This is a genomic window from Nonomuraea sp. NPDC051298 (genome assembly GCF_055586305.1).
Genome location: NZ_JBVJIM010000004.1, coordinates 63,351 through 86,449, shown reverse-complemented (window position 1 = coordinate 86,449; position 23,099 = coordinate 63,351). Strand labels below are relative to the sequence as shown.

The 23,099-nt window shown below is 69.2% G+C and carries 21 protein-coding genes; 9 read left to right on the top strand and 12 right to left on the bottom strand.

Features of this window, described 5'->3' with window-relative positions; translation table 11 throughout:
- Positions 1 to 83 precede the first annotated feature (83 nt).
- Positions 84 to 965, top strand: a complete 882-nt coding sequence (locus tag ACZ6S0_RS14005; protein WP_465916295.1) for a tyrosine recombinase XerC — start codon at positions 84 to 86, stop codon at positions 963 to 965.
- Between the two features lie 409 nt (positions 966 to 1,374).
- Here ACZ6S0_RS14005 and ACZ6S0_RS14000 read toward each other — a convergent pair whose 3' ends face one another.
- From ACZ6S0_RS14000 to ACZ6S0_RS13990, 3 genes are all read right to left on the bottom strand, one after another.
- Entirely contained in the window at positions 1,375 to 2,487 is a 1,113-nt protein-coding gene (locus ACZ6S0_RS14000; protein ID WP_465916292.1) for a M23 family metallopeptidase, read from the bottom strand.
- Positions 2,488 to 3,270: 783 nt separating this feature from the next.
- Complete coding sequence (locus tag ACZ6S0_RS13995; protein WP_465916290.1) at positions 3,271 to 3,939, bottom strand: alpha/beta fold hydrolase; 669 nt, start codon at positions 3,937 to 3,939, stop codon at positions 3,271 to 3,273.
- A 666-nt stretch (positions 3,940 to 4,605) separates the two neighbouring features.
- Positions 4,606 to 5,955, bottom strand: coding sequence for an MFS transporter (locus ACZ6S0_RS13990; protein WP_465916289.1), 1,350 nt, complete (start codon positions 5,953 to 5,955; stop codon positions 4,606 to 4,608).
- Between the two features lie 69 nt (positions 5,956 to 6,024).
- On the opposite strand from ACZ6S0_RS13990, the gene ACZ6S0_RS13985 reads away from it, so the two are divergent.
- From ACZ6S0_RS13985 to ACZ6S0_RS13960, 6 genes are all read left to right on the top strand, one after another.
- Positions 6,025 to 6,711 carry an ArsR/SmtB family transcription factor gene (locus ACZ6S0_RS13985; protein WP_465916285.1) on the top strand — a complete coding sequence of 229 codons (687 nt, stop codon included), beginning with the start codon at positions 6,025 to 6,027 and terminating at the stop codon, positions 6,709 to 6,711.
- 236 nt (positions 6,712 to 6,947) lie between these two features.
- Positions 6,948 to 7,910 (top strand): 30S ribosomal protein S2, encoded by a 963-nt coding sequence (gene rpsB / locus ACZ6S0_RS13980; RefSeq protein ID WP_465916282.1) that lies wholly within the window; start codon positions 6,948 to 6,950, stop codon positions 7,908 to 7,910.
- A gap of 1,069 nt (positions 7,911 to 8,979) precedes the next feature.
- Positions 8,980 to 9,813, top strand: a complete 834-nt coding sequence (gene tsf, locus ACZ6S0_RS13975; RefSeq protein WP_465916280.1) for a translation elongation factor Ts — start codon at positions 8,980 to 8,982, stop codon at positions 9,811 to 9,813.
- A 145-nt stretch (positions 9,814 to 9,958) separates the two neighbouring features.
- Entirely contained in the window at positions 9,959 to 10,657 is a 699-nt protein-coding gene (pyrH, locus tag ACZ6S0_RS13970; RefSeq protein ID WP_219912434.1) for a UMP kinase, read from the top strand.
- Positions 10,658 to 10,700: 43 nt separating this feature from the next.
- Entirely contained in the window at positions 10,701 to 11,258 is a 558-nt protein-coding gene (frr, locus tag ACZ6S0_RS13965; protein WP_344877350.1) for a ribosome recycling factor, read from the top strand.
- Positions 11,259 to 11,363: 105 nt separating this feature from the next.
- Positions 11,364 to 12,203, top strand: coding sequence for a phosphatidate cytidylyltransferase (locus ACZ6S0_RS13960; RefSeq protein WP_465916277.1), 840 nt, complete (start codon positions 11,364 to 11,366; stop codon positions 12,201 to 12,203).
- Here the strand turns inward: ACZ6S0_RS13960 and ACZ6S0_RS13955 are convergent.
- Positions 12,200 to 13,243, bottom strand: coding sequence for a suppressor of fused domain protein (locus ACZ6S0_RS13955; protein ID WP_465916275.1), 1,044 nt, complete (start codon positions 13,241 to 13,243; stop codon positions 12,200 to 12,202). The two genes, ACZ6S0_RS13960 and ACZ6S0_RS13955, sit on opposite strands and share 4 nt — an antisense overlap.
- Before the next feature lie 119 nt (positions 13,244 to 13,362).
- Here ACZ6S0_RS13955 and rlmN point away from each other — a divergent pair, with 119 nt between their 5' ends.
- Positions 13,363 to 14,463, top strand: coding sequence for a dual-specificity RNA methyltransferase RlmN (gene rlmN / locus ACZ6S0_RS13950; protein ID WP_344877356.1), 1,101 nt, complete (start codon positions 13,363 to 13,365; stop codon positions 14,461 to 14,463).
- 43 nt (positions 14,464 to 14,506) lie between these two features.
- Here rlmN and ACZ6S0_RS13945 read toward each other — a convergent pair whose 3' ends face one another.
- A complete protein-coding gene (locus tag ACZ6S0_RS13945; RefSeq protein WP_465916272.1) occupies positions 14,507 to 15,178 on the bottom strand; it encodes a hypothetical protein in 672 nt (223 codons plus the stop codon).
- Positions 15,175 to 15,993, bottom strand: coding sequence for an ABC transporter ATP-binding protein (locus ACZ6S0_RS13940; protein WP_465916270.1), 819 nt, complete (start codon positions 15,991 to 15,993; stop codon positions 15,175 to 15,177). The genes ACZ6S0_RS13945 and ACZ6S0_RS13940 overlap by 4 nt, the downstream gene beginning before the upstream one ends.
- Before the next feature lie 90 nt (positions 15,994 to 16,083).
- Between ACZ6S0_RS13940 and ACZ6S0_RS13935 the strand changes: the two genes are divergently transcribed.
- Positions 16,084 to 16,632: a DivIVA domain-containing protein gene (locus ACZ6S0_RS13935; protein WP_465916268.1), complete on the top strand. Its 549-nt coding sequence runs from the start codon at positions 16,084 to 16,086 to the stop codon at positions 16,630 to 16,632.
- On the opposite strand, the gene ACZ6S0_RS13930 is transcribed toward ACZ6S0_RS13935, so the two are convergent.
- The 6 genes from ACZ6S0_RS13930 to iolC all read right to left on the bottom strand — a co-directional run bounded on the left by ACZ6S0_RS13930 (position 16,629) and on the right by iolC (position 22,931).
- Positions 16,629 to 17,306: an HAD family hydrolase gene (locus tag ACZ6S0_RS13930; protein ID WP_465916266.1), complete on the bottom strand. Its 678-nt coding sequence runs from the start codon at positions 17,304 to 17,306 to the stop codon at positions 16,629 to 16,631. The genes ACZ6S0_RS13935 and ACZ6S0_RS13930 overlap by 4 nt on opposite strands.
- 37 nt (positions 17,307 to 17,343) lie before the next feature.
- Positions 17,344 to 18,336, bottom strand: coding sequence for an AI-2E family transporter (locus ACZ6S0_RS13925; RefSeq protein WP_465916263.1), 993 nt, complete (start codon positions 18,334 to 18,336; stop codon positions 17,344 to 17,346).
- A gap of 62 nt (positions 18,337 to 18,398) precedes the next feature.
- Positions 18,399 to 20,246: a 3D-(3,5/4)-trihydroxycyclohexane-1,2-dione acylhydrolase (decyclizing) gene (iolD, locus tag ACZ6S0_RS13920; RefSeq protein ID WP_465916259.1), complete on the bottom strand. Its 1,848-nt coding sequence runs from the start codon at positions 20,244 to 20,246 to the stop codon at positions 18,399 to 18,401.
- Positions 20,243 to 21,082, bottom strand: coding sequence for a 5-deoxy-glucuronate isomerase (gene iolB / locus ACZ6S0_RS13915; RefSeq protein WP_465916255.1), 840 nt, complete (start codon positions 21,080 to 21,082; stop codon positions 20,243 to 20,245). The genes iolD and iolB overlap by 4 nt, the downstream gene beginning before the upstream one ends.
- The gene (locus ACZ6S0_RS13910; protein ID WP_465916253.1) at positions 21,079 to 21,984 is read right to left on the bottom strand and encodes a Cgl0159 family (beta/alpha)8-fold protein; all 906 of its coding nucleotides are present in this window, start codon (positions 21,982 to 21,984) and stop codon (positions 21,079 to 21,081) included. The genes iolB and ACZ6S0_RS13910 overlap by 4 nt, the downstream gene beginning before the upstream one ends.
- Positions 21,981 to 22,931 (bottom strand): 5-dehydro-2-deoxygluconokinase, encoded by a 951-nt coding sequence (iolC, locus tag ACZ6S0_RS13905; protein ID WP_465916251.1) that lies wholly within the window; start codon positions 22,929 to 22,931, stop codon positions 21,981 to 21,983. Before iolC ends, ACZ6S0_RS13910 begins: the two co-directional genes overlap by 4 nt.
- Positions 22,932 to 23,099: the final 168 nt, after the last annotated feature.

The following is a 23,099-nucleotide window of genomic DNA, read 5'->3' as shown; positions in this document are numbered from 1 at the left end:
GATCGCCGCTCTTCTTCTCGTCGTGCTTGCCGGTCTACGGTGGTGTGGTTGTTGGCTGGAGTTTCGAGCTGGGGGAGTCGGGCGTGGACAGGGACGAAGTCGTCGCCGAGTTCGGGCGCTACTTGCAGCTTGAGCGTGATCTTTCACCGCATACGGTGCGGGCGTACGTGGGCGATGTGAATTCTCTGCTCGATCACTTGGGTGGGCGGCTTGAGGGGCTTGACGTCGGGGTGCTGAGGGAGTGGCTGGCCGGGCAGCATGCCGCGGGGAAGGCGCGGGCCACGTTGGCGCGTCGGACCGCCTGCGCTCGTACGTTCACCGCCTACTGCCGTCGCCGAGGGTGGCTGGAGGCAGATCCGGGGTTGCTGTTGGGGAGTGCAAAGGCGAGCCGGGAACTGCCTGCTGTGCTCGATCAGCGGCAGGCCGAGGCGGTCCTGGACGCGCCCGCGACCGGGGAGCCGAAGGAACTGCGGGATCAGGCGCTTCTGGAGTTGTTGTACGCCACGGGCGTGCGGGTGAGTGAGCTCTGCGGGCTTGATGTCGATGACGTCGATCGGGAACGCAACGTCCTCAGGGTTCTGGGCAAAGGGCGCAAGGAGCGGTCTGTGCCCTTTGGCACGCCTGCGTTGAGGGCGTTGGATCGGTGGTGCATTCATGGGCGGCCTCGGTGGATACGAGCTGGGTCAGGGCCGGCGTTGTTTCTTGGGGTGCGAGGTGGTCGTATTGATCCCGGTACGGTGCGGCGGGTGGTGCACGCGCGGCTGGCGCAGGTAGAGGGTGCGCCGGACATGGGGCCGCATGGGTTGCGGCACAGTGCGGCGACTCATCTGCTCGAAGGGGGTGCGGATCTGCGTAGCGTTCAGGAACTGCTTGGGCATGCGTCGTTGAATACTACGCAGATTTACACGCACGTTTCGATTGAGCGATTGCGGGCCGCATATCGACAAGCGCATCCGAGGGCATAGCTGGTGATTGGTGATTGAGGGCGGAGGATGAAGGGGGAGAGGTAGAGGTAGGGTTGGATTCGTCTCCTGGCTTATGTTGTTCCCTGGCTGAAGTGCTTCTATGGGGCATGGTCTCGTCGGGTTTCACGACCATTGGGGTAGTCGTTTAATTGTACTCGTGGGTGTGCTTATGGCTTCTGGGTTGGTGCTTATGAGGATTGCTTGAGCTCCATGCGCTGGGTTGGGTTCGCTTTTTGCTCGCGCGATCGTGCTCTGCTTTTGGGTAATGGGAGGCTTGGGGTGGCTTGATGGGGCAATTTGCAGGGCGGTTTTGTTGGAGGTTGTATGCGTTTGTGAGTTTGATGGCGGGCGATAGCGTCGGACTTTGATTGTGAAGTCATCGGTGCTGGTGGTGACGTTTTGGAGTGTGTTAGTGGCAGGTTGGCGGCTGAGAGGTCTTTCGGGGTTTCGGGTGATGCGGGCGTCTTTTGCGATGCTGGCCTCTTGCTGGGTTGCGTCGACTGGTTTGGGTGCTTTCTTGGTGACGGCGGCAGAGTTTGTGGAATAGGACTGTGGTCGCGAGGGTGATTGCCAATAGTGCGCTGACAGTGATTAGCGCGGTGTTGGTGAATTGAATTGTGGCGGGGTGGAGGAGGTTTTGGATCGTTCTCGCTGTGATTGGGGGAGGGGGGTGGTGCGGTCGGGGTGTTTTGGGGGTGATGGAGCTGGTGATGGCTCCCGGTGTGATGGTTGTGTCGCCGCGGGCAGGGGCTGTGCTGATGGTGGTGGTTGTTCGGTGAGTGGATGTTTTTGGTGATTGTGTGATTGGTAGTGCTTTTTCTGAGTTGAGGAGCGGTCGTTTGGTGGCATGGGATGGGTGGTCAATCGTTGATTGAGTTGAATTTGGTTGGAGCGGGAATCGATAGCTGTGGGGAGTGGGATTTGTGGATAGGTGATTGTGGGCTTGGAACGCGGTTGGCGGTTGGAGGGTGGTGCTTGGTGTTGTTGGCCAGAAAGGGAGGAGTCGGACGGGGGCGTGGCCGAGGAGTAGCAGGGGGTTCAGGTAGGTGGTGTCGCGCCGGAGGCCCCAGTGGAGGCAGGACTCCTCACAGTGGGGTTTCGCGGCTTCTATGACGCCGAGTTCGGCTCCGGGGGTGATGGGCTGGCCGCGGCGTACCGAGGGTTTAACCGGGAGGTAGGTCGTGCGCAGGCCGTCTGGGTGATCGATGGTGACCACTCCCCTTCCGGCGACGGGGCCGGCGAAGCGGATGGTGCCGGGGCCTGCGGCGAGAACTCGGGTGGCTACGGGAGCGGCCAGGTCGATGCCGCGGTGGCCGGCCAGCCAAGGCTCGGGAGGTGGGGTGAAACGGCGCAGGATTCGGGGGTGTCCGTCCAAGGGCCAGCGCCAGGTGGGAGGAGAGGGGGAGGCCCTTGCTGGGGAAGCAAGAATGGTGATGGGCAGGGTCAGGGTTGTGGAGATGAGAGCCAGTAGGGCTATGGCTCTGAGTTGTGTGGTGGAGGGTCGATGCTTTTGCGGATGCATCGGCCGTTTTGCGTGGCTGTTGGGTTGGGGTGGTGCGGGGCTCCTTTGGCGAAATGGGTGGGATGGGCATCTTGTTGGGGTGTTTGGGGTTGGGTGGCGTGATGGGGTGTCGTTCTTCCAAGCGGCTTGTGGTGGCGAGGTGGTGATGTCGTTTGTTGGGCTGTGTTTTGGGAGGATGGCGTTGGGGGGCGAGGCGGGTAGTGGTGGGTGGGTTGGTGTGGTGGTGGGAGGGGTGGGGATGTTCATGCGGGTAGTTTGGCGCGGTGCCGAGAGGGCGAGTGAGAGCGAACGTCGTTCTGTGGAGGACGATTACTTATCCACAGGTGCCGGGATTGAATTGCTTTGATTGGTTGACGTCGAACGGCCCAACTAATATCTCGACGATTTCACCTTTGTCCGAGTTGGCAGGCCCTTCTGCTGGTGGAGCTGTGGCGGTGGGGGGCCGCATCTACTGCGCAACAGGCATTAGGTGGGTGTAAGGGCAAAGTGGACGTGATGTCTTTGTGTGGCGCAATTTGGGTCCGCCGGAAGGCTCAGCAGCCGAAGCTGTATGGAGCGCGTGATCGCTGACCTCGAGGGAGCCGCTGCGGATCAGGTGCTGATGGATGGTGGATGCGCCGATCTTGCTCGCGGGCAGGTGGCAACTGATGCGGTGCAGGCGGGGTATTCGGATCTGCGCGAGCGGGGTGGGGCGGAATGGCACCGGTTTCCGGGAGTTGCTGGTTCGCTGGATCGAGGAGGACGTCCGCCGCTGCGGGGGCGCCGATCTGCTGCGGGGTGCGGTCAGGTGGTGGTCTTGAGGAGGATTTCGAGGAGGTCCTCTGGTGCGTCGCGCATCAGGTTGTGGCCGCTGTCCACTGCGTACGTCGTCCACTCCGGGTCGTTGCTCAGGCGTTGGTAGGTGGACGTGAAGGGGGACTCGCCGTCCCAGGCGGCCGCGTACACGTAGACCTGGCGGTGGTTGTGGGGGCGGTCGTTGGTCAGTCGGAGTGGCTGGAGCAGCGAGGCCAGGGGGTGGGCGGTAGCGCGGGGGTCGAAGAAGGGCAGGGGGCGTACGGCGTGGCCGGTGTCGACCACGTCCATGTACCACCGTCGTTCGCGGTCGGAGACCAGGCTCCAGCAGGAGTCGCCGTCTGCGGGTACGACCGCGTCCAGGTAAACGAGGGTGTTCACTCGGTCGGGCATGCGGTCGGCTACGCCCCTGATCACCATGCCTCCGTAGCTGTGGCCGACCAGGACGGCGTCTTCGACCTTCTCGTTCACCAGAACGGCTGTCACGTCCTGGATGTGGGTGTCGAGGTTCACTCCGCCGTGGAGGAGGTGGCTGCGTTCGCTGATGCCGGTCAGTGTCAGTGGGCGGGTGCGGTGTCCATGGATGTTCAGGTGGGGGGTGAGGTCGTCGAAGCACCAGCCGCCGTGGCACATGCCGGGGATCAGGACGAACGTGGACATTGTTTTTGTGGCCTTTCGGCTGGACGTCTGTCTGTTGTCTGTCTTGGGGTGGTGGTTGGGGTTCGCGGCGGGCGGAGTCGTTTGCCTCTGGAGGTCAGATCGAACTGGTCGGTGCGATCTAGGATGGTAGCAGTAATCGAACCGATCGGTACCATGTTGCTCGATGGTGATCCCAGGGTGTCTTTGGTGGCATGGGTTGTGAGTGGGTGCTGTGGGGGGACGCGATCGCCTGAGTGTTGAGGCGTTTGGATGGGGCCAGGTGAACCGGAAGTCCCCTGGTGGTGGCGGCAACGGGTGGCCGCGTTGGGTTCTGGTCGCGGTGGTGGGTGGTGGGCTGGGGGAGTCGCTGTGGTGGGGGCGTTGCGCGATGGTCGGGGTCTGTGCGGTGGGCGGGTGCTTTGCGAGGGAAGGGCTCTGTGCTGTGGGGGGTCGCGCTGCGTGGGTGAGTTGGGGCTGGTTTGCGATGGGTGAGGGGCGTCGTGGGGTGGGGCTGCTTGATGCGCTCTGGAGTCTCGGGTTCGGGCAGGCGGTTCGTGGGGGGCTTCGCGAGGTGGGGTGGCCGGTGTTGTGGGGGCCTCGACCGACTTCGCCGCCGACGGGGGGTGGTGGTTCTTCTGGGTGGGGAGGTGGTGGGTGTTGGTGGGGCGGCGGGGAGGCGATCTTGGGTCAGGGCCAGGAGTGGCGTTTGGAGGTGATCATGTGGGTCAGGGTTTGCGGGGGTGAGGCGGGTGGCGGTTGGGTGGGTTCGGTGGTGGGGGGTGTGGGGCGTAGGGGGGACGTCCAGAGCCAGATGGTGCTCAGGGCCATGCCGGCCGCGCAGATCAGGACCACCGGACGCAGGCCGAGGAACTCGGCCAGGAGACCGCCGCTGAGGCCGCCCAGGGCCAGTACGCCTTGTACGGCGAAGGTCGTGGTGGCGTTCACCCGGCCCCGAAGTTCCGGGGCGGCTTCCCGCAGGGTGATCACGCCCATGCAGGTGGCGAAGGCGACGACGAGGCCGCCGATGATCGTGCCGGTGAGGGCGAGCATGGCCAGGTTCCACCACAGAGGGCCGGTCAGCAGGCCGGCGGCGAGGATCTCCAGCGGAAAGAAGATCACCGAGATGAGGAGGACGCGCTCCTCGCCGTAGCGCCTGGACAGACGGGGTGTCAGCCACGCGCCCAGCAGGCCGCCCGCGCCGCCCAGGGCGATGAGCGCGCCGATCAGGCCCTTCGGGATGTGCAGTTCGTTCAGCATGTAGAGCATGTGGACGGCCGTGTACGCCATGGCGAAGAAGTTGATCGTGACGCCGGCGGCCAGGAGGGCGCGGAGCACCGGGTGGGTGATGCTCGCCCTGAGCCCCTCCATGACGTCGCGCCACATGCCTTTGGAGGTCGTGGGGGTGTTGCGTTCCGGGGTGCGGATGGCGCGGAGCAGGAAGGCCGAGGCGAGGAACGAGAACGCCTCCGCCACTACCGCCAGCGGCGCCGTGAGGAACTGGACCAGGAGCCCGGCCAGCCCCGGTCCGCCGACCGAGGCGACCGAGTAGGAGGCGTGGAAGCCGGCCATCGCCTCGGTGCGCTGCTGTGGGGCGACCACGGCCGCGATGTGCGGGAAGTTCGCCGCTTTGAACAGCACTCCCGCCGTGCCGATCGTCAGGGCAACGATGATCAGCCACGCCACGTTCAGCAGGCCGAGGAGCCAGGCGATCGGGATCGTGAGCGCGGCCGCGCAGGAGACGAGTTCGCAGGCGATCATCAGCGGGCGGTGCCGGGTGAGGCGGTCGGCGATGGCGCCCGACTGGAGCCCGAACAGCAGGGCCGGGATCGCGGAGGCCGCGGTCAGCAGGCCCATCTGGGACGGGGAGGCCGTCAGCAGGGTGACCGCGGTCAAGGGGATGGCCAGCTTCGAGACCTCCGAGCCGGTGACCGAGACCGTACGTGCCGTCCAGAGCAGACGGTAGTCGCGCTGTCTTCGGAGTGGTGGCGGTGATGGGGCGGGTTCGGTGTCGGGCAAGGTGTGAAGGGAATGCTTCATAACTGTGAAGATAACCCTTCACAGTTATGAAGGCAATGCTTCAGATCTTTGGATGGGTACCTTTGGCGTATGACGCAGGAGAGCAAGTGGCTCAGCGATCCCCTGGCGATGCGGGCGCTGGCGCACCCGGCGAGGCTGTCGATCTTGCAGTGGCTCGGCCTGGAGGACAGCGCCACCGCGACCGAGGTGGCGGAGCACGCCGGGATCACGCCCAGCGCCGCCAGCTACCACCTGCGGATGCTGGCCAAGTACGGCTTCGTGCAGGACGCGCCCCCGCGCGGCGACGGCAGGGAACGGCTGTGGAAGACCGCCGTGGAACGCCCGCTGGGCATCGGGATCACGCCCGATGACCAGCCGGAGGTCAGGGCCGCCAAGGAGTTGCTGATCGCGGAGTTCCGGCGATCGGCCAACGAGGAGGCCGAACGGGCGCTGGCGAGCGTCGACCGGGAGAGCGAAGAATGGCGTGACGCGACCCACTTCAGCCGACACCGGATCAGGGTCGACGCCGAGGAACTGGTCCAGATCTACCGGCAGATCGAGAAGCTCCTCGAGCCGTACATCGCCCGGCAGCGCAAGGAGCGGGACGCTCCCAGGGGGGCCAGGCTCGCCGAGGCGCAGATCAATCTGTTCCCCGTCCAGCCGAGGCCGGTCCCGGGGCTGCCCACCGAGGACCACGACGCTCGCTCACGCCTGAGCGCGACGCGGAAGCAGGAAGCCGAGCGGCGCATAGGGGAAGAGCGGCACATACGGGAATAGAGTGCGCCGTCTGTTTGACCGTAGACGGTCAGCCTGGGGCGGTGTGGGAGGTAGACTTTTCGGTGGCCTGTGACCACAGGCCGACTTCGCATGCCCCATTGCGGACCGCGCCATCGGTCCGGGCCACGTGCCCGGCGGGAGCGGGTTCGGGGCATCAGGGCGGCAGCCACGCGCTGTCGCGGCACAACCGAGAACCGCGCCCATCCGCAGGGCGCCAAGACCTGGAGGACCAGCACATGGCCCCCGTCGTCACCATGCGACAGTTGCTTGAGAGTGGCGTTCACTTCGGTCACCAGACGCGGCGCTGGAACCCGAAGATGAAGCGCTTCATCTTCACCGAGCGCAACGGCATCTACATCATCGACCTGCAGAAGTCCCTGTCGTACATCGACCGTGCCTACGACTTCGTCAAGGAGACCGTCGCCCACGGTGGCACGATCCTCTTCATCGGCACCAAGAAGCAGGCGCAGGAGGCCATCTCCGAGCAGGCCGCGCGGGTCGGCATGCCGTACGTCAACCAGCGCTGGCTGGGTGGCATGCTCACCAACTTCTCCACCGTGCACAAGAGGCTTCAGCGTCTGAAGGAGCTCGAGGAGCTCGACTTCGACAACGTCGCCGGCTCGGGGCTCACGAAGAAGGAGCTCCTCATGCGCCGTCGTGAGAAGGACAAGCTCGAGCGTACGCTCGGCGGCATCCGCGACATGGGCCGCGTGCCGAGCGCGGTGTGGGTCGTCGACACCAAGAAGGAGCACATCGCGATCAGCGAGGCCAAGAAGCTTGGCATCCCTGTAGTCGCGATCCTCGACACCAACTGCGACCCCGACGAGGTCGACTACCCGATCCCGGGCAACGACGACGCCATCCGCGCCGTCGGCCTGCTCACCAGGGTGGTCGCCGACGGTGTCGCGGCCGGTCTGATGGCCCGTTCCGGCGCCGCCCGCGGTGACGAGAAGCCGGCCGCCGCCGAGCCGCTGGCCGAGTGGGAGCGCGAGCTCATCGAGCAGGGCGCCGGTGAGGCCGGGGCCGCTCCTGAGGCCGCCGCTGCCGAGGAGGCCCCTGCGGCCCCTGAGGCCACCGTCGCTCCCGAGGCCGCCGCTCCTGAGGCCGCTGCTCCCGAGGAGGCCGCTCCTGAGGCTGCCGCTGTGACCGACGACTCGACGGCGCCCGCCGCCGAGGGCGAGACCACCGAGCAGGCCTGACGCCTGAGGGCGCTTCGGGTAGCGGTCCGATGCCACGTCCCGGGGGTCCGTGCGTGCGGTCCGGCCGTGTTCTGATGGATTGGACACGGTACGGACCGGCACCGCGACGGTCCTCCGGTCCGCTCCTCGGAGGAGGTCGGAGGCGAGCGCCCTGGCGCCTGCCACAGGCCCGGGGAGCCGAACGGTACCGTTCGAGCGCCAGGTCGGCCTCAGCGGCCGGGCTGGTCACGCGGGCCGGGCAGGGCCGGTTACGCGGCTGAGCTGAGCCGGGCGAACCCGCAAGGGTGAGACCGGGCGAGTGAGCACGGCCGAGCGAGCTAGGGCCAGAGCCAGAGCTAGGGCTAGGGCTCAGGGCCGAAGCTGGGGCTCAGGGCCAGAGTGAGGCAAAGCCAGGCGCGTGAGCAGGGCCGAGCCAGCAAAGGTGAGGCCAGGCGCGTGAGCAGGGCTGAGCGAGCAGAGGCGAGGCTGGGCGCGTGAGCAGGGCTGAATGAGCAAGCTGGGGCCAGGCGAGCGGTACGGCCGAGTGAGCAGGATGAGGCCGGGCGAGCGAGCAAGGCCGAGTGAGCGAGGCGGTCAGGCGAGCAGGCAGGGCCGGGCGAGCAAGACGGCCGGGCCAGAGAGTACGGCCGGGCGAGCAAGGCAGGGCCAGGCGAGTGAGCGCGGCCGCGAAGGCGAGGCCGGGCGAGCGAGCAGGGCGACGTGACATCTGAACAAGGCAAGCCACCGGATGGCTACCGGGCCATGAGTGGCCGGCCAGGCAAGGTGTGCGTCCCGGCACGGCAAAATGGCTGGGCCAGGACGGCACGCCGGGGCGGCTCCCCCACGCCGGGTGGGCTACTCCAAGGCTCGGGCGCCGGACCGGCGAGGTGGCGGTGGCGCGGTGGTAGGCCGTGGCGAGGCTGGGCAGTATGCCGAGCGAAGCAGCAGCAACGCCGAGCCGACCCGGGCCCAGGGCAAGACAAGGCTCCAGTACGGCACGCGCCGGCCGTACGAACCAAGGGTGGACGGCCGCTCCGGCCCCCGCCCGGACCACGATGACGACGACGAAATCCCACAAGGAAAAAGAGCAATGGCTTCCGTGAACATGGCCGACGTCAAGCGGCTTCGTGAGATCACCGCTGCCGGCATGATGGACTGCAAGAAGGCGCTGGAGGAGTCCGAGGGCGACTTCGACCGCGCGATCGAGCTGCTGCGCCTCAAGGGCGCCAAGGACGTGGGCAAGCGCGAGGCCCGCACGGCCTCCAACGGCCTGGTCGCGCTCCAGCAGGACGGCGACTCCGCCGCCGCGCTGCTCGAGCTCAACTGCGAGACCGACTTCGTGGCCAAGGGCGAGCGCTTCCAGGAGCTGGCCGGCCAGGTCGTCGCGCACATCCTGGAGGCGAAGCCCGCCGACGTGGCGGCGCTGCTGGAGTCCTCCTTCGACGGCAAGAGCGTCAAGGAGCACCTCGACACCGCCAACGCGGCGCTCGGTGAGAAGATCGAGATCCGGCGGTTCGCGGTGCTGGAGGGCGGCTACATCGGCGCCTACATGCACAAGACCGACCCGGCCCTGCCGCCGGCGGTCGGCGTGCTCGTCCAGCTCGACAAGCCGAACGCCGAGGTCGCCAAGGACATCGCGCAGCACGCCGCCGCGATGGCCCCGCAGTACCTCAAGGCCGACTCCGTCCCCGCCGAGGTCGTCGAGAAGGAGCGCAAGCTCTTCGAGGAGATGACCCGTGACGAGGGCAAGCCCGAGGCCGCCGTCGCCAAGATCGTCGAGGGTCGCGTGAACGGCTGGTACAAGGACTTCACGCTGCTGCAGCAGGCCTTCGTCAAGGACAACAAGAAGAGCGTGGGCAAGTACGCCGAGGAGAACGGTGTCGAGGTCCTCGGCTTTGTCCGCTTCAAGGTCGGTCAGGCTTAGGCTTAGGCAAGCTGCCAGCTCAACGATCCGCCGAACGAAGGAGGCCGCCGCCGTGCAGGACCAAAGGGAGTCAGCCCACGAATCCACACGGACGGCGGCTTCCTCATCTCAACACCCGCAAAGCACCCTCAGGTGGAAGCGGGTGATGCTGAAGCTGTCAGGAGAGGCGTTCGCCGGCAGCGAGCCGCTGGGCATCGACCCGGTCATCGTCGATCATCTGGCCGATTCGATCGCCGAGGCGGTCAAGGAGGGCGTGCAGGTCGCCGTCGTGGTCGGTGGCGGCAACATGTTCCGCGGCGCCACTCTGTCGCAGGGGGGCATCGACCGGGCCAGGGCCGACTACATGGGCATGCTCGGCACGGTCATCAACTGCCTGGCGCTCCAGGACTTCCTCGAGCGGCGAGGCGTGGAGACCCGCGTGCAGACCGCCATCACCATGCAGCAGGTGGCAGAGCCGTTCCTGCCGCGCCGCGCGATCCGGCACCTGGAGAAGGGGCGCGTGGTCATCTTCGGCGCGGGGCTCGGCTCACCGTACTTCTCCACCGACACCGCGGCGTCCCAGCGGGCCCTGGAGATCGGCGCCGAGGCGCTGCTCAAGGGCACGCAGGTCGACGGGATCTACGACTCCGATCCCCGCAAGAACCCCGACGCGGTCCGTTTCGACCACCTCGACTACGGCGAGGTGCTGCTGCGCGACCTCGCGGTCATGGACGCCACCGCGATCAGCCTGTGCAAGGACAACGATCTGCCGATCGTGGTCTTCGACCTGATGGGCGAGGGCAACATCCTGCGAGCGGTACGCGGTGAGAAGATCGGCACGCTGGTGAGTCCCGCAGGCAAATGACGGAGCGAGCCCGACACCGCCAGCTAGAAGACAGGGAGCCGCTGTGATCGACGAAACCCTCCTCGAAGCCGAGGACAAGATGGACAAGGCCGTTTCGGTGGCGAAGGAGGACTTCGCAACCATCCGTACGGGCCGTGTCACCCCCGCGATGTTCAACAAGATCAACGCCGAGTACTACGGCACGCCGACGCCGATCCAGCAGTTGGCGTCCTTTCACGTGCCCGAGGCGCGCATGGTGCTCATCCAGCCTTACGACAAGAGCTCGATGGGCGCGATCGAGAAGGCCATTCGCGACTCCGATCTCGGCGTCAATCCCACCGACGACGGTCAGGTGATCCGCGTGACGTTCCCGGAACTGTCCGAGGAGCGCCGCAAGGAGTACATCAAGGTCGCCAGGAACAAGGGCGAGCACGCCAAGGTGTCGGTACGCAACATCCGTCGCTCCGCCAAAGAGGTCCTCGACAAGATGATCAAGGATGGCGAGGCGGGCGAGGACGAGGTCCGGCGGGCCGAGAAGGAGCTCGACGACCTCACCCAGAAGCACGTCGCCAAGATCGACGAGCTGCTCAAGCACAAGGAAACCGAGCTGCTCGAGGTCTGAGCGGCGCGCCGCAGGGCGGACCGCGCACGACGGGCCGCTGAAGGTAGCGGGTCTGCACTACGGCCCTCGCCGCCGTTGGCGGGGGCCGTGGCTTTGGAGAAGTCTGTGGAAGAACGTACGGCTGGCAGCAGCTCGAGCGGCGGCGGCCGTAGCGGAAGGAACCTGCCTGCGGCGATCGCGGTCGGCGCGACGCTGGGCGCGCTGGTCCTCGGCACGATCTATTCGATCAAAGAGCTGTTCATCCTGGTGGTCGTGGGGGCGGTCGGGGTCGGGGCGCTCGAGCTGATCAAGGCGTTCGCCACCCGTGACATCAGGGTTCCCGCGGTGCCGGTGCTGGCGGGGCTGGTGGCGATGCAGGCGGGGGCGTACTGGGGCGGGCCGGCGTGGTTGCTGGCCTCGTTCGCGGTGTTCGCGTTCGTGCTGCTGATCTGGCGGATGTTCGGCGACGGCACGGACGGTTACGTGCGCGACGCGTCGGCGTCGGTGTTCACGCTGTTCTATCCCGCGATGCTGAGCGCGTTCGTGCCGCTGTTGCTCAAGCCGGAAGACGGCGACCACCGGGTGCTGATCTTCATCGCGGTGACGGTGGCCAGCGACATCGGCGGGTACATCGCGGGCGTGCTGTTCGGCCGGCACCAGTTGACGGTGATCAGTCCGAAGAAGACCTGGGAGGGTCTGGCCGGCTCGGTGGTGGCGTGCACGGCGGTCGGGGCCTGGCTGGTGACGTGGCTGCTCGGCGGCCAGATCTGGCAGGGGGCGCTGATCGGCGCGCTGGCGGCGCTGCTGGCGACCGTGGGCGATCTGATCGAGTCGATGATCAAGCGGGATCTCGGCATCAAGGATCTGGGAACGATCCTTCCCGGCCACGGCGGCCTCATGGACCGGCTGGACTCGCTGGTCACGACGCTGGTGCCGGTCTGGCTGCTGATGACGCTGTTCTTCTAGCCGTTCTCCTGTGGCAGGGGTTGCTCCTGGGAGTCCAGGGCCTGCGTGGTGACGGGGGAGAGCCAGAGCCACCGTACGGTCTCGCCACCGAATGCGAAGCCCGACATGTCGGGCATGTGGGGTGGGTTGGCCTGCATGAGGGCCCCCGAGTACTGCGGCCCCAGCGGGAACGTCGAAGGCTCGTGATACCACTTCGCCGTGTGCCCATGGCCCAGCCACGTCACCGAGTGCCACGGATACTGCGACAGCCACACCAGCAGCAGCGCCGCGTCCCGCGGGTCCTCCCGGGTGGCCACGGCCAGCTCGATCCTGGCGTACGCGCCCGGCCGGTCGATCCACTGCTCCACCGTGGGCATGCGCTGGCAGCTCATCCCGACCGTGGCCAGCACGGTGAACCCGCGCTCACCGTGCGGCGGCCGCTCGGTGATGCCGACGGTGGGCAGCCGTTCGCCGCTGGCGTCCCAGTAGCGGCCCGCCGGTCCGAGCACCCGGTCGAGATGGCCCATAACGAACTGCTGGAACGACGGCCACGACCCCTCGCTGTGCCGCCAGCGCCAGTAGGACCTGGCGTTCGAGATACGGGGTTGTAACCCTTCGAGCGCCTCCGACAACGCCCAGGCGAACGGCGACTCGCCCACCGCGTCGCGCGCGTAGCCGGGCATGCCCCTGCTCATGTCGGCCCAGCCGGGGATGACGGCGAGCAGGTCGTCGTCCTCGTAGAGCGCCACGCCGTCACCCTCCTCGAACCACAGGGGGCTGAGTTGCCCAAGTGGTCTGCGTCCTTCGGGATGCAGCGTGTTGGGCCTGGGCATGAGCGGCGGCAGCCCGGCGTTGATGCGGGACAGGTCGACCACGGGCGGGGCGGGACGGTGGTTGGCCAGCCAGACGGCCCCGTGGACCGTGCCGTCGGGCGAGCACAGGTAAGCTACCGAGGAGTCGTCGTCGCGTTCGACCACGAGCGTGCGGCTCCCGTACGGGTTGCCTGCCGCGAGCACGACCTCGGTGCCGCCCTCGCCGGATGCCGACCGAAAAATCGCCATACGAGATGACTGTAGATCGGCCGGAGACCAAGACGCGAGCCATACCTTGACCAGGAATTCCACCTCCGATCCGAACGTTCACTACCCTGGTCGCAAACCCCTCAAGCAAAGGCAGCAACGTGTCCCAGCCTCCAGGCCAGCTCACCTTCGTCGCGCCCCGGCGGGCCAAGCCCGCACGGCACCTGGCCGACCTGTCGATGGCCGACCGGCGCGCGGCGGTCACCGAGCTGGGCGAGAAGGCATTCCGCGCCGATCAGCTCTCGCGCCACTACTTCGAGCGCCTCACCACCGACGTGGGCGCGATGACCGACCTGCCCGCGGCGGCCAGGGAGAAGTTGGCCGCGCTGCTGCCCGACCTGCTCACGCCGGTTCGCGAGCTGACCACCGACGGGGGCACCACGCGTAAGACGTTGTGGCGGCTGTTCGACGGGGCGCTGGTCGAGTCGGTGCTGATGCGTTATCCCGACCGGGTCACGATGTGCGTGTCGTCGCAGGCCGGCTGCGGCATGAACTGCCCGTTCTGCGCCACGGGCCAGGCTGGTCTGACGCGCAACATGTCCACCGCCGAGATCGTCGAGCAGGTGGTGAGCGGGGCGCGGGCGCTGGCCGCGGGCGAGGTGCCGGGCGGTCCCGCGCGGGTGAGCAACGTCGTGTTCATGGGCATGGGCGAGCCGCTGGCCAACTACAAGCAGGTGATCGGCGCGGTGCGCCGCCTGGTGGAGCCCGCCCCGCACGGGCTGGGCATCTCCGCGCGCGGGGTCACGGTCTCGACCGTCGGGCTGGTCCCGGCCATCGGCAAGCTCGCCGACGAGGGCCTGCCGGTCACGCTGGCGCTGTCGCTGCACGCGCCCGACGACGAGCTGCGCGACACGCTGGTGCCGATCAACACGCGGTGGAAGGTGTCGGAGGTGCTCGACGCCGCCTGGGCGTACGCGGCCAGGACCAAGCGGCGGGTGTCGATCGAGTACGCGCTGATCAAGGACATCAACGACCAGGAGTGGCGGGCCGACCTGCTCGGCAAGCTGGTCAGGAACAAGCTCGTGCACGTCAACCTCATCCCGCTCAACCCGACCCCCGGGTCGAAGTGGACGGCCTCGCGGCCGGAGGACGAGCGGGCCTTCGTACGGCGGTTGCAGTTCCACGGCGTGCCGGTTACCGTGCGTGACACGCGCGGCCGCGAGATCGACGGCGCCTGCGGTCAGCTCGCCGCCGCCGAGTGAGCAGGCCCCCGACACCCACCGCGTTCGGCGGAGGCACGGCGGGTCACGTTCGCCGTCGTCGCAGCAGCGCGTAGGCCGCGAGGCCGGCCAGGCACCAGGCCAGCGAGATCGCGCCGAGCTGGGGCAGCCGGGCGGCCAGCTCCCCGGCGTTGGCGGCCTTCATCCACGAGATGAGCGGCACTGTCAGCCAGTAGAGCGACGAGGCGCTGAGCAGCAACATCACCAGATAGCCGAGCAGCAGGACCATGATCGAGACGGCGGGCGACGGCAGGACGGCGCGGCTGGTGAGCGCGCCCAGCGCGGTGCCGGTCAGCGCCGACACCACGTGCAGCGCGACGCCCGCGCCCAGCACGTCCGGTGACGGCGGCCCCGTGATGCCCAGCAGCAGAGCCCACACCAGGCCCAGCCCCGCGAACACGGCACAGCTCGCGAACGCCGCCAGCAACCCCGCGGCCACCTCCCTGCCCCGCCCGCCGACCTGGACCGCCGACATCTCGCGCTGCCGGTCCGGCTCGGTGTCGAGCAGGCTCCTGGCCGCCCACGCGAGGATGGGGACGAGGAGCACCGCGCCGTCCGTGAGCACGGCGGCCTCCTCGCCCCTGGGCGCCCGGCTGCCGTGCACGATCGCGAGCAGGGCCAGCGTGAGGAGCAGCGCCTGGAACACCCGGTGCGAGCGCACGTAGGCGGCCACCCGGAAGACGGCCAGGGCGATCATCCGGTCTCCTCGATCTCGCGGGCCCGATAGCCCTCCTCGCGCATCCTGGCCAGGAAACGCGGGAGGTCGCCGGCGGGCAGGGTGACGGCCACCGTGGTCTCGGCCTCCGTGGTCTCGGCCTCCGTGGTCTCGGCCTCCGTGGTCTCGGCCTCCGTGGTCTCGGCCACCGTGGTCTCAGCCACAGTGGTCCCGGCCTCAGGGCTGCTCACGGCCGGGGCCGCGGTGCCCTCCTTGAGGTGGCCGTCCACCATCGACCAGTGCCGCAGGCCCGGCAGGCCGCGTAAGCCGCCCTGGTGGTCGCTGACCACGACGATGCCGCCCCGTCCGGCCACCTCGGTCGCGATCGCGGGCAGCGTCTCGCGCGTGTCCGCGTCGAGACCCGCGAACGGCTCGTCCATGATCAGCAGCCCCGGCTCGGCCATCAGCGCCTGGACGAGGCCGACCTTGTGCGCGCTGCCCTTCGACAGGTCGCCCAGCGGGGTGCCGAGGAGGTGCCCCATGGTGAGGCGCTCGGCCCACGGCTCCCAGCGGGCGCCACCGCGTACGCGGGAGGCGTGCCGCAGGTAGGCCGTCACCGTGAACGGCTGGCCCGTGGGGAACCGGTCGGGCGCGAAACCGACGACCCGCGGCCGGTCGGTGATCGTGCCCGTGGTCGGCTCGGCCAGACCCACCAGGAGGCGCAGCAGGGTCGACTTGCCCGCTCCGTTCGCGCCGGTCAGCTCGATCACGTCGCCGGGGTCGAGGTGGGTGTCGGCGGCCTCGATGACGAGGGGATCACGCCTTCGGTAGCGGAAGGAGACCTTGGACAGACGCATGGTGCCGCAACAGTATCTGCCGGGTCGCAGGGCCGGGATAAAGGTCCGACAATGGAGGCACCCCAGCACACAGTTCAAGAGGAGCGAGGCTTGAACCGCTTTCCGCGCGTCATGGGCATGCGTTCAGGCTATGACCCCGCCGAGGTGGACGCCCTGATCGGGCGCATCGAGTCGACCCTGGGCAGAGGCTCGCACGCTCTCGAGCCCGTCACCCCCGACGACGTGCGCGGCGCCACGTTCCGCGCCAGACGCGGCGGCTACCAGGAGACCGCGGTCGACTTCGCCCTGGAGGCGTTCGTGGTGGCGCTGGAGGCCCAGGCCAGGCGGCCCATCCGGCTGGCGATGACCGAGCCCACGGGCGAGATGCTGCGCGAGGAGTGGTTCGAGACCCAGGCCGCCAGGGTCGAGCGGGTGGCCTTCCGCCCCGGCCGCATGGGCACCGGCTACAACGAGGACGAGATCGACGCCTTCCTCGACCGGATCGTGGCCACCTTACGCGGCACGACCGACTACCCGGTGACGGCCGCGGACGTGCGGGAGGCGAGGTTCTCGACCGTGTTGTTCAGGGCGGGCTACCTCATCGCCGACGTCGACTCCTTCCTCTCCGGCATCGCCGACGTGCTGGACCAGCGAACCTAGCCGCCCGCCGGGCGCGGCCAGGGGCGCTGGGCGGCTCGCACGACGCCGAGGAGGTCGGTGAGGTCGGGCCGGACGTGCTCGACGACCTGCTCGCCGGACGGGTGTTCCCCGAGGCGGTTGATCCATACGCGGGGGAGGCCCAGCCGGTGCGCGGGCAGCATGTCGTGGTGGTAGCCCTGGGCCACGTGCACCCAGACCTCCGGCTCGTACGAGTCCCCGAACAGCTCGAAGTGGGCCGGCGCCGGCTTGTACGCCCCCGCGTCCTCCGCCGTCACCACCGCGTCGAACGCCACCGGCAGCCGCCGCCGCGTCTCGGCGATGAGGTCGCGGTCGCAGTTCGTCAGCAGCGCGAGCCGCCAGCCGGCCGCGCGCAGCGCCGACAGCTCGGCCCTGACCTCGGGGAAGACCGGCCAGTACGGCAGCGTCGTGGCCAGCACCGAGGCGTCGTCGGCGTTGAGCCGCACCTTCTCCTCCGCGCACGCCCTGCGCAGCGCCTGGGCCAGCACCTCGCGGTAGCGCATCGAGGGCGACTCCTCCTCGACGGCCAGTTCGTGCCGGAGGTACGCCTCCAGCAGCCCCGCCCCCCGCCCGGGAGCGATCAGCTCCATGCTGGTGAGGAGACCGTGCCGCCAGTCGACCAGAGTTCCGTAGCAGTCAAACGTAACCCATCGCATGGGTTTCATCATGACGGTCACGACGGCTCGGGCGCGACTACGGAGAGGTGGCGGCTCTGGGCCTGCGGAGGAGGGCCACGAGGACGGAGGTCACCGGGGCGGCCAGGAAGGCGCCCGTGATGCCGGCGATCACGCTGCCCACGGTGATCGCCAGCAGGATGACCGCGCCCGGCAGGTCGAGGGCCTTGCCGTAGATCTGCGGCGCCAGCACGTGCCCCTCGATCTGCTGCACCGCCACCGTCACCGCCACCACGATCAGCGCCACCAGCCACCCCTTGGCCACGAGCGCGACCACGGCCGCCAGCAGCCCCGCGAAGAACGCCCCCACCACCGGCAGGAACGCCCCCACGAACGTCAGCACCGCGAGCGGCAGCGCGATCGGCACGCCCAGGATCCACAGCGCCATGCCGATGAAGAACCCGTCGACCAGCCCCACGATCGCCACCCCGCGGATGTAGCGGCCGATCACCGAGAAGATCAGGTGGCCGGTCTCGGTCAGGCGGGCCCGCGCGGGGGCGGGCGTGAGGTCCACCAGCCAGCGGAAGAGCCGGTCGCCGCCGTGCACGAAGTAGATCGACAGGATGACCGCCAGGACGGCCCCGATGACGATCTCGCCGACCGTCCTGACCCCGGCCAGCGCCCCGGTGGTGATCTGCCGCCCCTGCTTGGACAGGTAGTCGCGGGCCTGCTCGATGATCTGCCGGTCGTCGATCCCGAACCGGGCCGTCACGTTGTGCAGGTCGTCGAGGACCTTGCCGACGCTGGCGTGCAGCTCCGACACGCTGGCCACGGTGGGCGGCACCAGCAGCGCGATCAGCGCGCCGGCCAGCAGCAGGCCGCCGACGAAGACGACGGCCGTGGCCAGCGCGGAGTTGAGGCCGCGCGTACGCAGCCATCGGGCCGGGGGCAACAGCAGCGCCGTCAGGAAGAGGCCGATGATGACCGACATGGCCACCGTGCGTACGTGGTAGAGGCAGAAGAGCGCCACCGCGATGACCGCGATCCACCCGAGCAGCCGCCACGGCCTCATCCCGTTGCCCCCAATCGTGCCTGGTCAGAGGAGTTCCCCAGGCCGATCGGGGGCAACCCTGCTCACCCGGGCGGGGTGAGGTGGTGACGCTGGGAGAGCTTGTTCGCCTCGTACGTCTCCCGCGCCGCGTAGGTGGCGCTCGTCGTGGCCACCTGGGCGACGGGCACGTCCCACCACGCCTCGGAGGAGGGGGTGTCGTCGGCGAGCCGGTCGGTACGGACGTAGATCACCGTGGTCCCGGTCGCCGAACGGGCCGTGTCGAGCGCCTTGCGCAGATCGGAGACCGTCTCGGGACGCAGCACCGAGGCGCCCAGGCTGGCCGCGTTGGCCGCCAGGTCGACCGGGAGCGGGCCGCCGTCGCGCCGCTGGTAGGCGGTGCCGAGCCGCTCGGCGCCGACGCTCTCCGACAGCCGGCCGATCGAGGCGAAGCCGGAGTTGTCGACCAGGACCACGACCAGCTTGACGCCCTCGGAGACGGCCGTGACCAGCTCTTGGGCCATCATCAGGTAGGAACCGTCGCCCACCAGCACGAACACCTCGCGCTCCGGGGCCGCCAGCTTCACGCCCAGGCCACCGGCGATCTCGTAGCCCATGCAGGAGTAGCCGTACTCGACGTGGTAGCTGCCCGGGCCGCTGGGCCGCCAGAGCTTGTGCAGGTCGCCGGGCATCGACCCGGCCGCGCACACCACCACGCCGTCGTCGCCGGCCGCCGCGTTGACCGCGCCGATCACGGCCGACTGGGGCAGCGGCGTGCCCTCCAGCGCGTACGCCGCGTCGACGGCCGTGTCCCAGGCCCGGGTCAGCTCGGCCGCCCGGTGCCGGTAGGCGGCCGGGGTGCTCCAGCCCGCGCACGCCTCGGCCAGGTCGGCCAGCCCTTCGCGGGCGTCGGCGACCAGGTGCAGGCCCGAGAGCTTGGCGGCGTCGAAGCCGGTGAGGTTGAGGTTCAGGAAGCGGGCGTCGGGCGCGAAGATCGTGCGGGAGGCCGTGGTGAAGTCGCTGTAGCGGGTGCCGACGCCGATGACGAGGTCGGCGTCGCGGGCCAGCGTGTTGGCGGCCGTGGTGCCGGTGGCGCCGATCGCGCCCACCGCGAGCGGGTGGCCGTAGGGGAGGGCGCCCTTGCCCGCCTGGGTCTCGGCCACGGGCACGCCGCAGGTCTCGGCGAAGACGCGCAGCCGCTCGGTGGCCTCGCTGTAGATCGTCCCGCCGCCGGCCACGATCAGCGGGCGCTCGGCCGACCTGATCAGCTCGGCGGCGCGCGCCAGGGCCGAGCGCTCGGGGCGCGGCCGGGGAATGTGCCAGACGCGCCGGGCGAACAGCTCGTCGGGCCAGTCGAACGCCTCGGCCTGCACGTCCTGCGGCAACGCGAGCGTCACCGCGCCGGTCTCGGCCGGATCGGTGAGTACCCGCATGGCGGCCAGCAACGCGGAGGGAAGCTGCTCGGGGCGGTTGATCCGGTCCCAGTAGCGGGAGACGGGCTTGAAGCAGTCGTTGACCGAGATGTCGTAGGAGCGCTGGTCCTCCAGCTCCTGGAGCACGGGGCCCGCGACCCGGGTGGAGAAGATGTCGCCGGGCAGCAGCAGCACCGGCAGCCGGTTGATGGTCGCGCCCGCCGCCCCGGTGATCATGTTGGTGGCGCCGGGGCCGATCGAGGTGGTGCAGGCCAGGGTGGCCAGCCGGTTGCTCGCGCGGGCGTAGGCGGCGGCGGTGTGGACCATGGCCTGCTCGTTGCGGCTGAGGCGGTACGGCAGGTCTTCGGCGGAGGTGGCCAGCGCCTGGCCGAGCCCGGCGACGTTGCCGTGGCCGAAGATGCCGAGGCAGCCGCCGAAGAACCGGCGCTCCACCCCGTCGCGCTCGCTCCACTGGTGGGCCAGGAAGCGTACGACGGCCTGCGCGACGGTCAAGCGGATCATGAGGTCCTCCCGAACGGCAGTCTGGGGTCGATGGGCTGAGCGTCCCACGAGGAGCGGATCCAGGCGTGGCGCGGATCGTCGCAGAACGCCATCGAACGCCGCTCCGCAGGCCCCGCCAGCACGTTGAGGTAGTAGAGGTCGTAGCCGGGGGCGGCCATGGAGGGGCCGTGGTAGCCGTAGGGGACGAGCACCACGTCGCCGGGCGAGACCTCGGCCAGGGTGTCGATCCGGCCGCGCTCCGAGGAGTAGACGCGCTGGTAGCCGACGCCCTGGCCGGCGACCTCGAAGTAGTAGATCTCCTCCAGCACCGCCTCGCCCGGGTTGGGGGTGTCGTGCTTGTGCGGCGGGTAGGAGGACCAGTTGCCGCCCGGGGTGAGCACCTCGACGGCCATGAGCTTGTCGCAGTCGAAGGCGTCGGGGGAGCAGAAGTTGTTGACCTGGCGGCTGGCCTGGCCGGCCCCCCGGAGTTCGACGGCGACCTCGGCGGCCGGGACGTGACGCGGGGCGAACGCGCGGGTGGCGCGGGCCGAGGGCAGGGCGATCCGGCCCGCGCCCGCCAGCGTCACCCGCGTGCCGATCGGGAGGTAGACGAAGTCGGTGGGACCGTCGAAGACCGAGGACCGGCCGGTCAGCGCGAACGTCTCGCCCTGGATCGTGACCGTGCAGGCCCCCGACAGGGGCAGGACGATCATCTCCTCCTCCCCGGTGTCGAACGACACGGGGGCCGAGCCCAGGTCGGCCACGCGCAGCCCGGCGTACGTCCAGCCCGCCAGGGACGGGGTGATCTCCACCGACCACGGGCCGCCGGCGGCCTTGCCGTAGGGCAGGTGGGTCATGGGCGGGCCTCTCGTACCAGGGCGGCGGCGCCGTCGACCGCGCTCGCCACGTCGTCGCCGGGCGGGTAGAGCAGTGCCCGGCCCACCACGAGGCCGCGCACGCCGGGCAGGCTCAGGGCGCGGTGCCACTCGGCGTAGGCGGCGTCGATGTCGGGCGGGTCGCCGCCGAGGAGCAGGGCGGGCAGCGTGGTGGCGGCCATCACGCGCTCCATCTCGGGTATGGCGGGGATCTTCAGCCAGGTGTAGGCCGAGGTCACGCCGAGGGCCTGGGCGATGCTGATCGAGCGGATCACGGCCTCGGGCGACAGGTCGTTGCGCAGCGCGCCCGACTCGGAGCGGGCCGACCAGAACGGCTCGACCATGGCCACCAGCCGCCTGCGGGCCAGGTCGGTGACCGCGCGGGCGCACGATTCGAGCGTGGCCACGGTCGCGTGGTCGGTCGGGTCGATGCGGCAGAGCATCTTGCCGCCGTCGAGCCGCATGGCCTGGATGGAGTCGGCGTCGAACCCGGTGAAACGGTCGTCCAGCTCGAACACCGAGCCCTGCAGGCCGCCGCGGTTCATGGAGCCGAAGGCCAGCTTGTCTTCCAGCGCCCCGAGCAGGAGCAGGTCTTCGAGGACGTCGGGCGAGGCCAGGATGCCGTCGACCCCCGGCCTGGACAGCGCCAGGCGCAGCCGGTCGAGCAGGTCGACCCGGCTGGCCATGGCCAGCGGCCGGTCGCGGACGCCGAGTGCCCCGCGCGCCGCGTGGTCGGCGGCGATGATCAGCAGCCGCTCGCCCTCCCCCGGCATGCCGCGCCGCTGACGGCGGGCCGCGGCCTCGGCGATCTCCTCCGGCCTGGTGGCGCGGATGCTGGTGAGCCGTCCGTAGTCGGCGGCCCTGGACAGCGTGATGTCGCTCAAGAGCGCGCCCCGTTCAGCAGGTCGTCCACCTCGGCGGTGGTCGGCATGGCGTCGGCGCAGGCCAGGCGGGCGGCCACGTAGGCGCCGGCCGCGTTGGCGAAGCGCAGCGTGCGGTCCAGCGGCCAGCCGCGCGCCAGCCCGAGGCAGACGGCCCCGCCGAACGCGTCTCCCGCGCCGATGCCGTTGACCACCTTCACCTCCATGGGCTCCACCAATGCGCTCTCCTCGGAGGTACGCGCGAAAACCCCCTCGGGGCCCATTTTCACGATCGCGAGGCGTACGCCGGAGTCGAGCAGCGCCTGGGCGGCGGCCTCGGGATCGCGTACGCCGACCGCGACCTCCACCTCGTCGAGGTTGCCCACCGCCACGTCGGCCAGCGGCAGCGTACGGCGGGCGGCCTCGTGGGCGGCCGCGCGCGACTCCCAGAGCGTGGGCCGGTAGTCGAGGTCGAACACCGTCCACCCCGACGTGCGCCGCCTCGCCGAGAGCGCGGCGGCGTGCGCGGCGGCGCTCGGCTCCCGGCTCAGCCCGGTCAGCGAGAACCAGAACAGGCCCGCCGCGCCGATCGCGGCCAGGTCGAGCATGGACGGCTCGATCCGCAGGTCGGGCGGATGCTCACCGCGGTAGAAGTAGATGGGGAAGTGGTCGGGAGGGAAGATCTCGCAGAAGGTGACGGGTGTGGGCGGGCCCTCGATGGTGCTCACGAAGGTGTCGTCCACGCCGAATCCCCGGATGGCCCGGCGTACGTAGTCTCCGAACGGATCGGCGCCCACGCCGGTGATCACGGCGGAGCGCAGCCCGTGACGCGACGCGGCGACGGCGACGTTGGTCGGGCTGCCGCCCAGGAACTTGCCGAAGGTCTCGACGTCGGCCAGGCCGACACCGGTCTGCAGCGGGTAGACGTCGACGCCGCAGCGGCCGATCGTGATCAGGTCGTACAACAGCACCTCCAGAGACGGAGCTTACCTTCGACACTATGGCATATTGTCATGACATTCGGATGTCCGCTATGTTGCCGGGCAGTGCCCCCGCTGAGACCCCGGTCACGCACTTCTCGCGGTCTGTGACAGTGAGATCGCTCCCTCCCGGGCAAACACGCTGCATGCGGGCACATC

What these genes read in the sequence shown, in the direction of transcription:
- ACZ6S0_RS13940 (WP_465916270.1), bottom strand. Translation starts at nt 15,993, where the DNA reads ATGCGTCTGTCCAAGGTCTCCTTCCGCTACCGAAGGCGTGATCCCCTC.
- ACZ6S0_RS13925 (WP_465916263.1), bottom strand. Translation starts at nt 18,336, where the DNA reads ATGAGGCCGTGGCGGCTGCTCGGGTGGATCGCGGTCATCGCGGTGGCG.
- rpsB (WP_465916282.1), top strand. Translation starts at nt 6,948, where the DNA reads ATGGCCCCCGTCGTCACCATGCGACAGTTGCTTGAGAGTGGCGTTCAC.
- ACZ6S0_RS13930 (WP_465916266.1), bottom strand. Translation starts at nt 17,306, where the DNA reads ATGCGATGGGTTACGTTTGACTGCTACGGAACTCTGGTCGACTGGCGG.
- pyrH (WP_219912434.1), top strand. Translation starts at nt 9,959, where the DNA reads ATGCTGAAGCTGTCAGGAGAGGCGTTCGCCGGCAGCGAGCCGCTGGGC.
- ACZ6S0_RS13955 (WP_465916275.1), bottom strand. Translation starts at nt 13,243, where the DNA reads ATGGCGATTTTTCGGTCGGCATCCGGCGAGGGCGGCACCGAGGTCGTG.
- ACZ6S0_RS13990 (WP_465916289.1), bottom strand. Translation starts at nt 5,955, where the DNA reads ATGAAGCATTCCCTTCACACCTTGCCCGACACCGAACCCGCCCCATCA.
- iolB (WP_465916255.1), bottom strand. Translation starts at nt 21,082, where the DNA reads ATGACCCACCTGCCCTACGGCAAGGCCGCCGGCGGCCCGTGGTCGGTG.
- ACZ6S0_RS13945 (WP_465916272.1), bottom strand. Translation starts at nt 15,178, where the DNA reads ATGATCGCCCTGGCCGTCTTCCGGGTGGCCGCCTACGTGCGCTCGCAC.
- tsf (WP_465916280.1), top strand. Translation starts at nt 8,980, where the DNA reads ATGGCTTCCGTGAACATGGCCGACGTCAAGCGGCTTCGTGAGATCACC.
- ACZ6S0_RS14000 (WP_465916292.1), bottom strand. Translation starts at nt 2,487, where the DNA reads ATGCATCCGCAAAAGCATCGACCCTCCACCACACAACTCAGAGCCATA.
- ACZ6S0_RS13995 (WP_465916290.1), bottom strand. Translation starts at nt 3,939, where the DNA reads ATGTCCACGTTCGTCCTGATCCCCGGCATGTGCCACGGCGGCTGGTGC.
- iolD (WP_465916259.1), bottom strand. Translation starts at nt 20,246, where the DNA reads ATGATCCGCTTGACCGTCGCGCAGGCCGTCGTACGCTTCCTGGCCCAC.
- ACZ6S0_RS13985 (WP_465916285.1), top strand. Translation starts at nt 6,025, where the DNA reads ATGACGCAGGAGAGCAAGTGGCTCAGCGATCCCCTGGCGATGCGGGCG.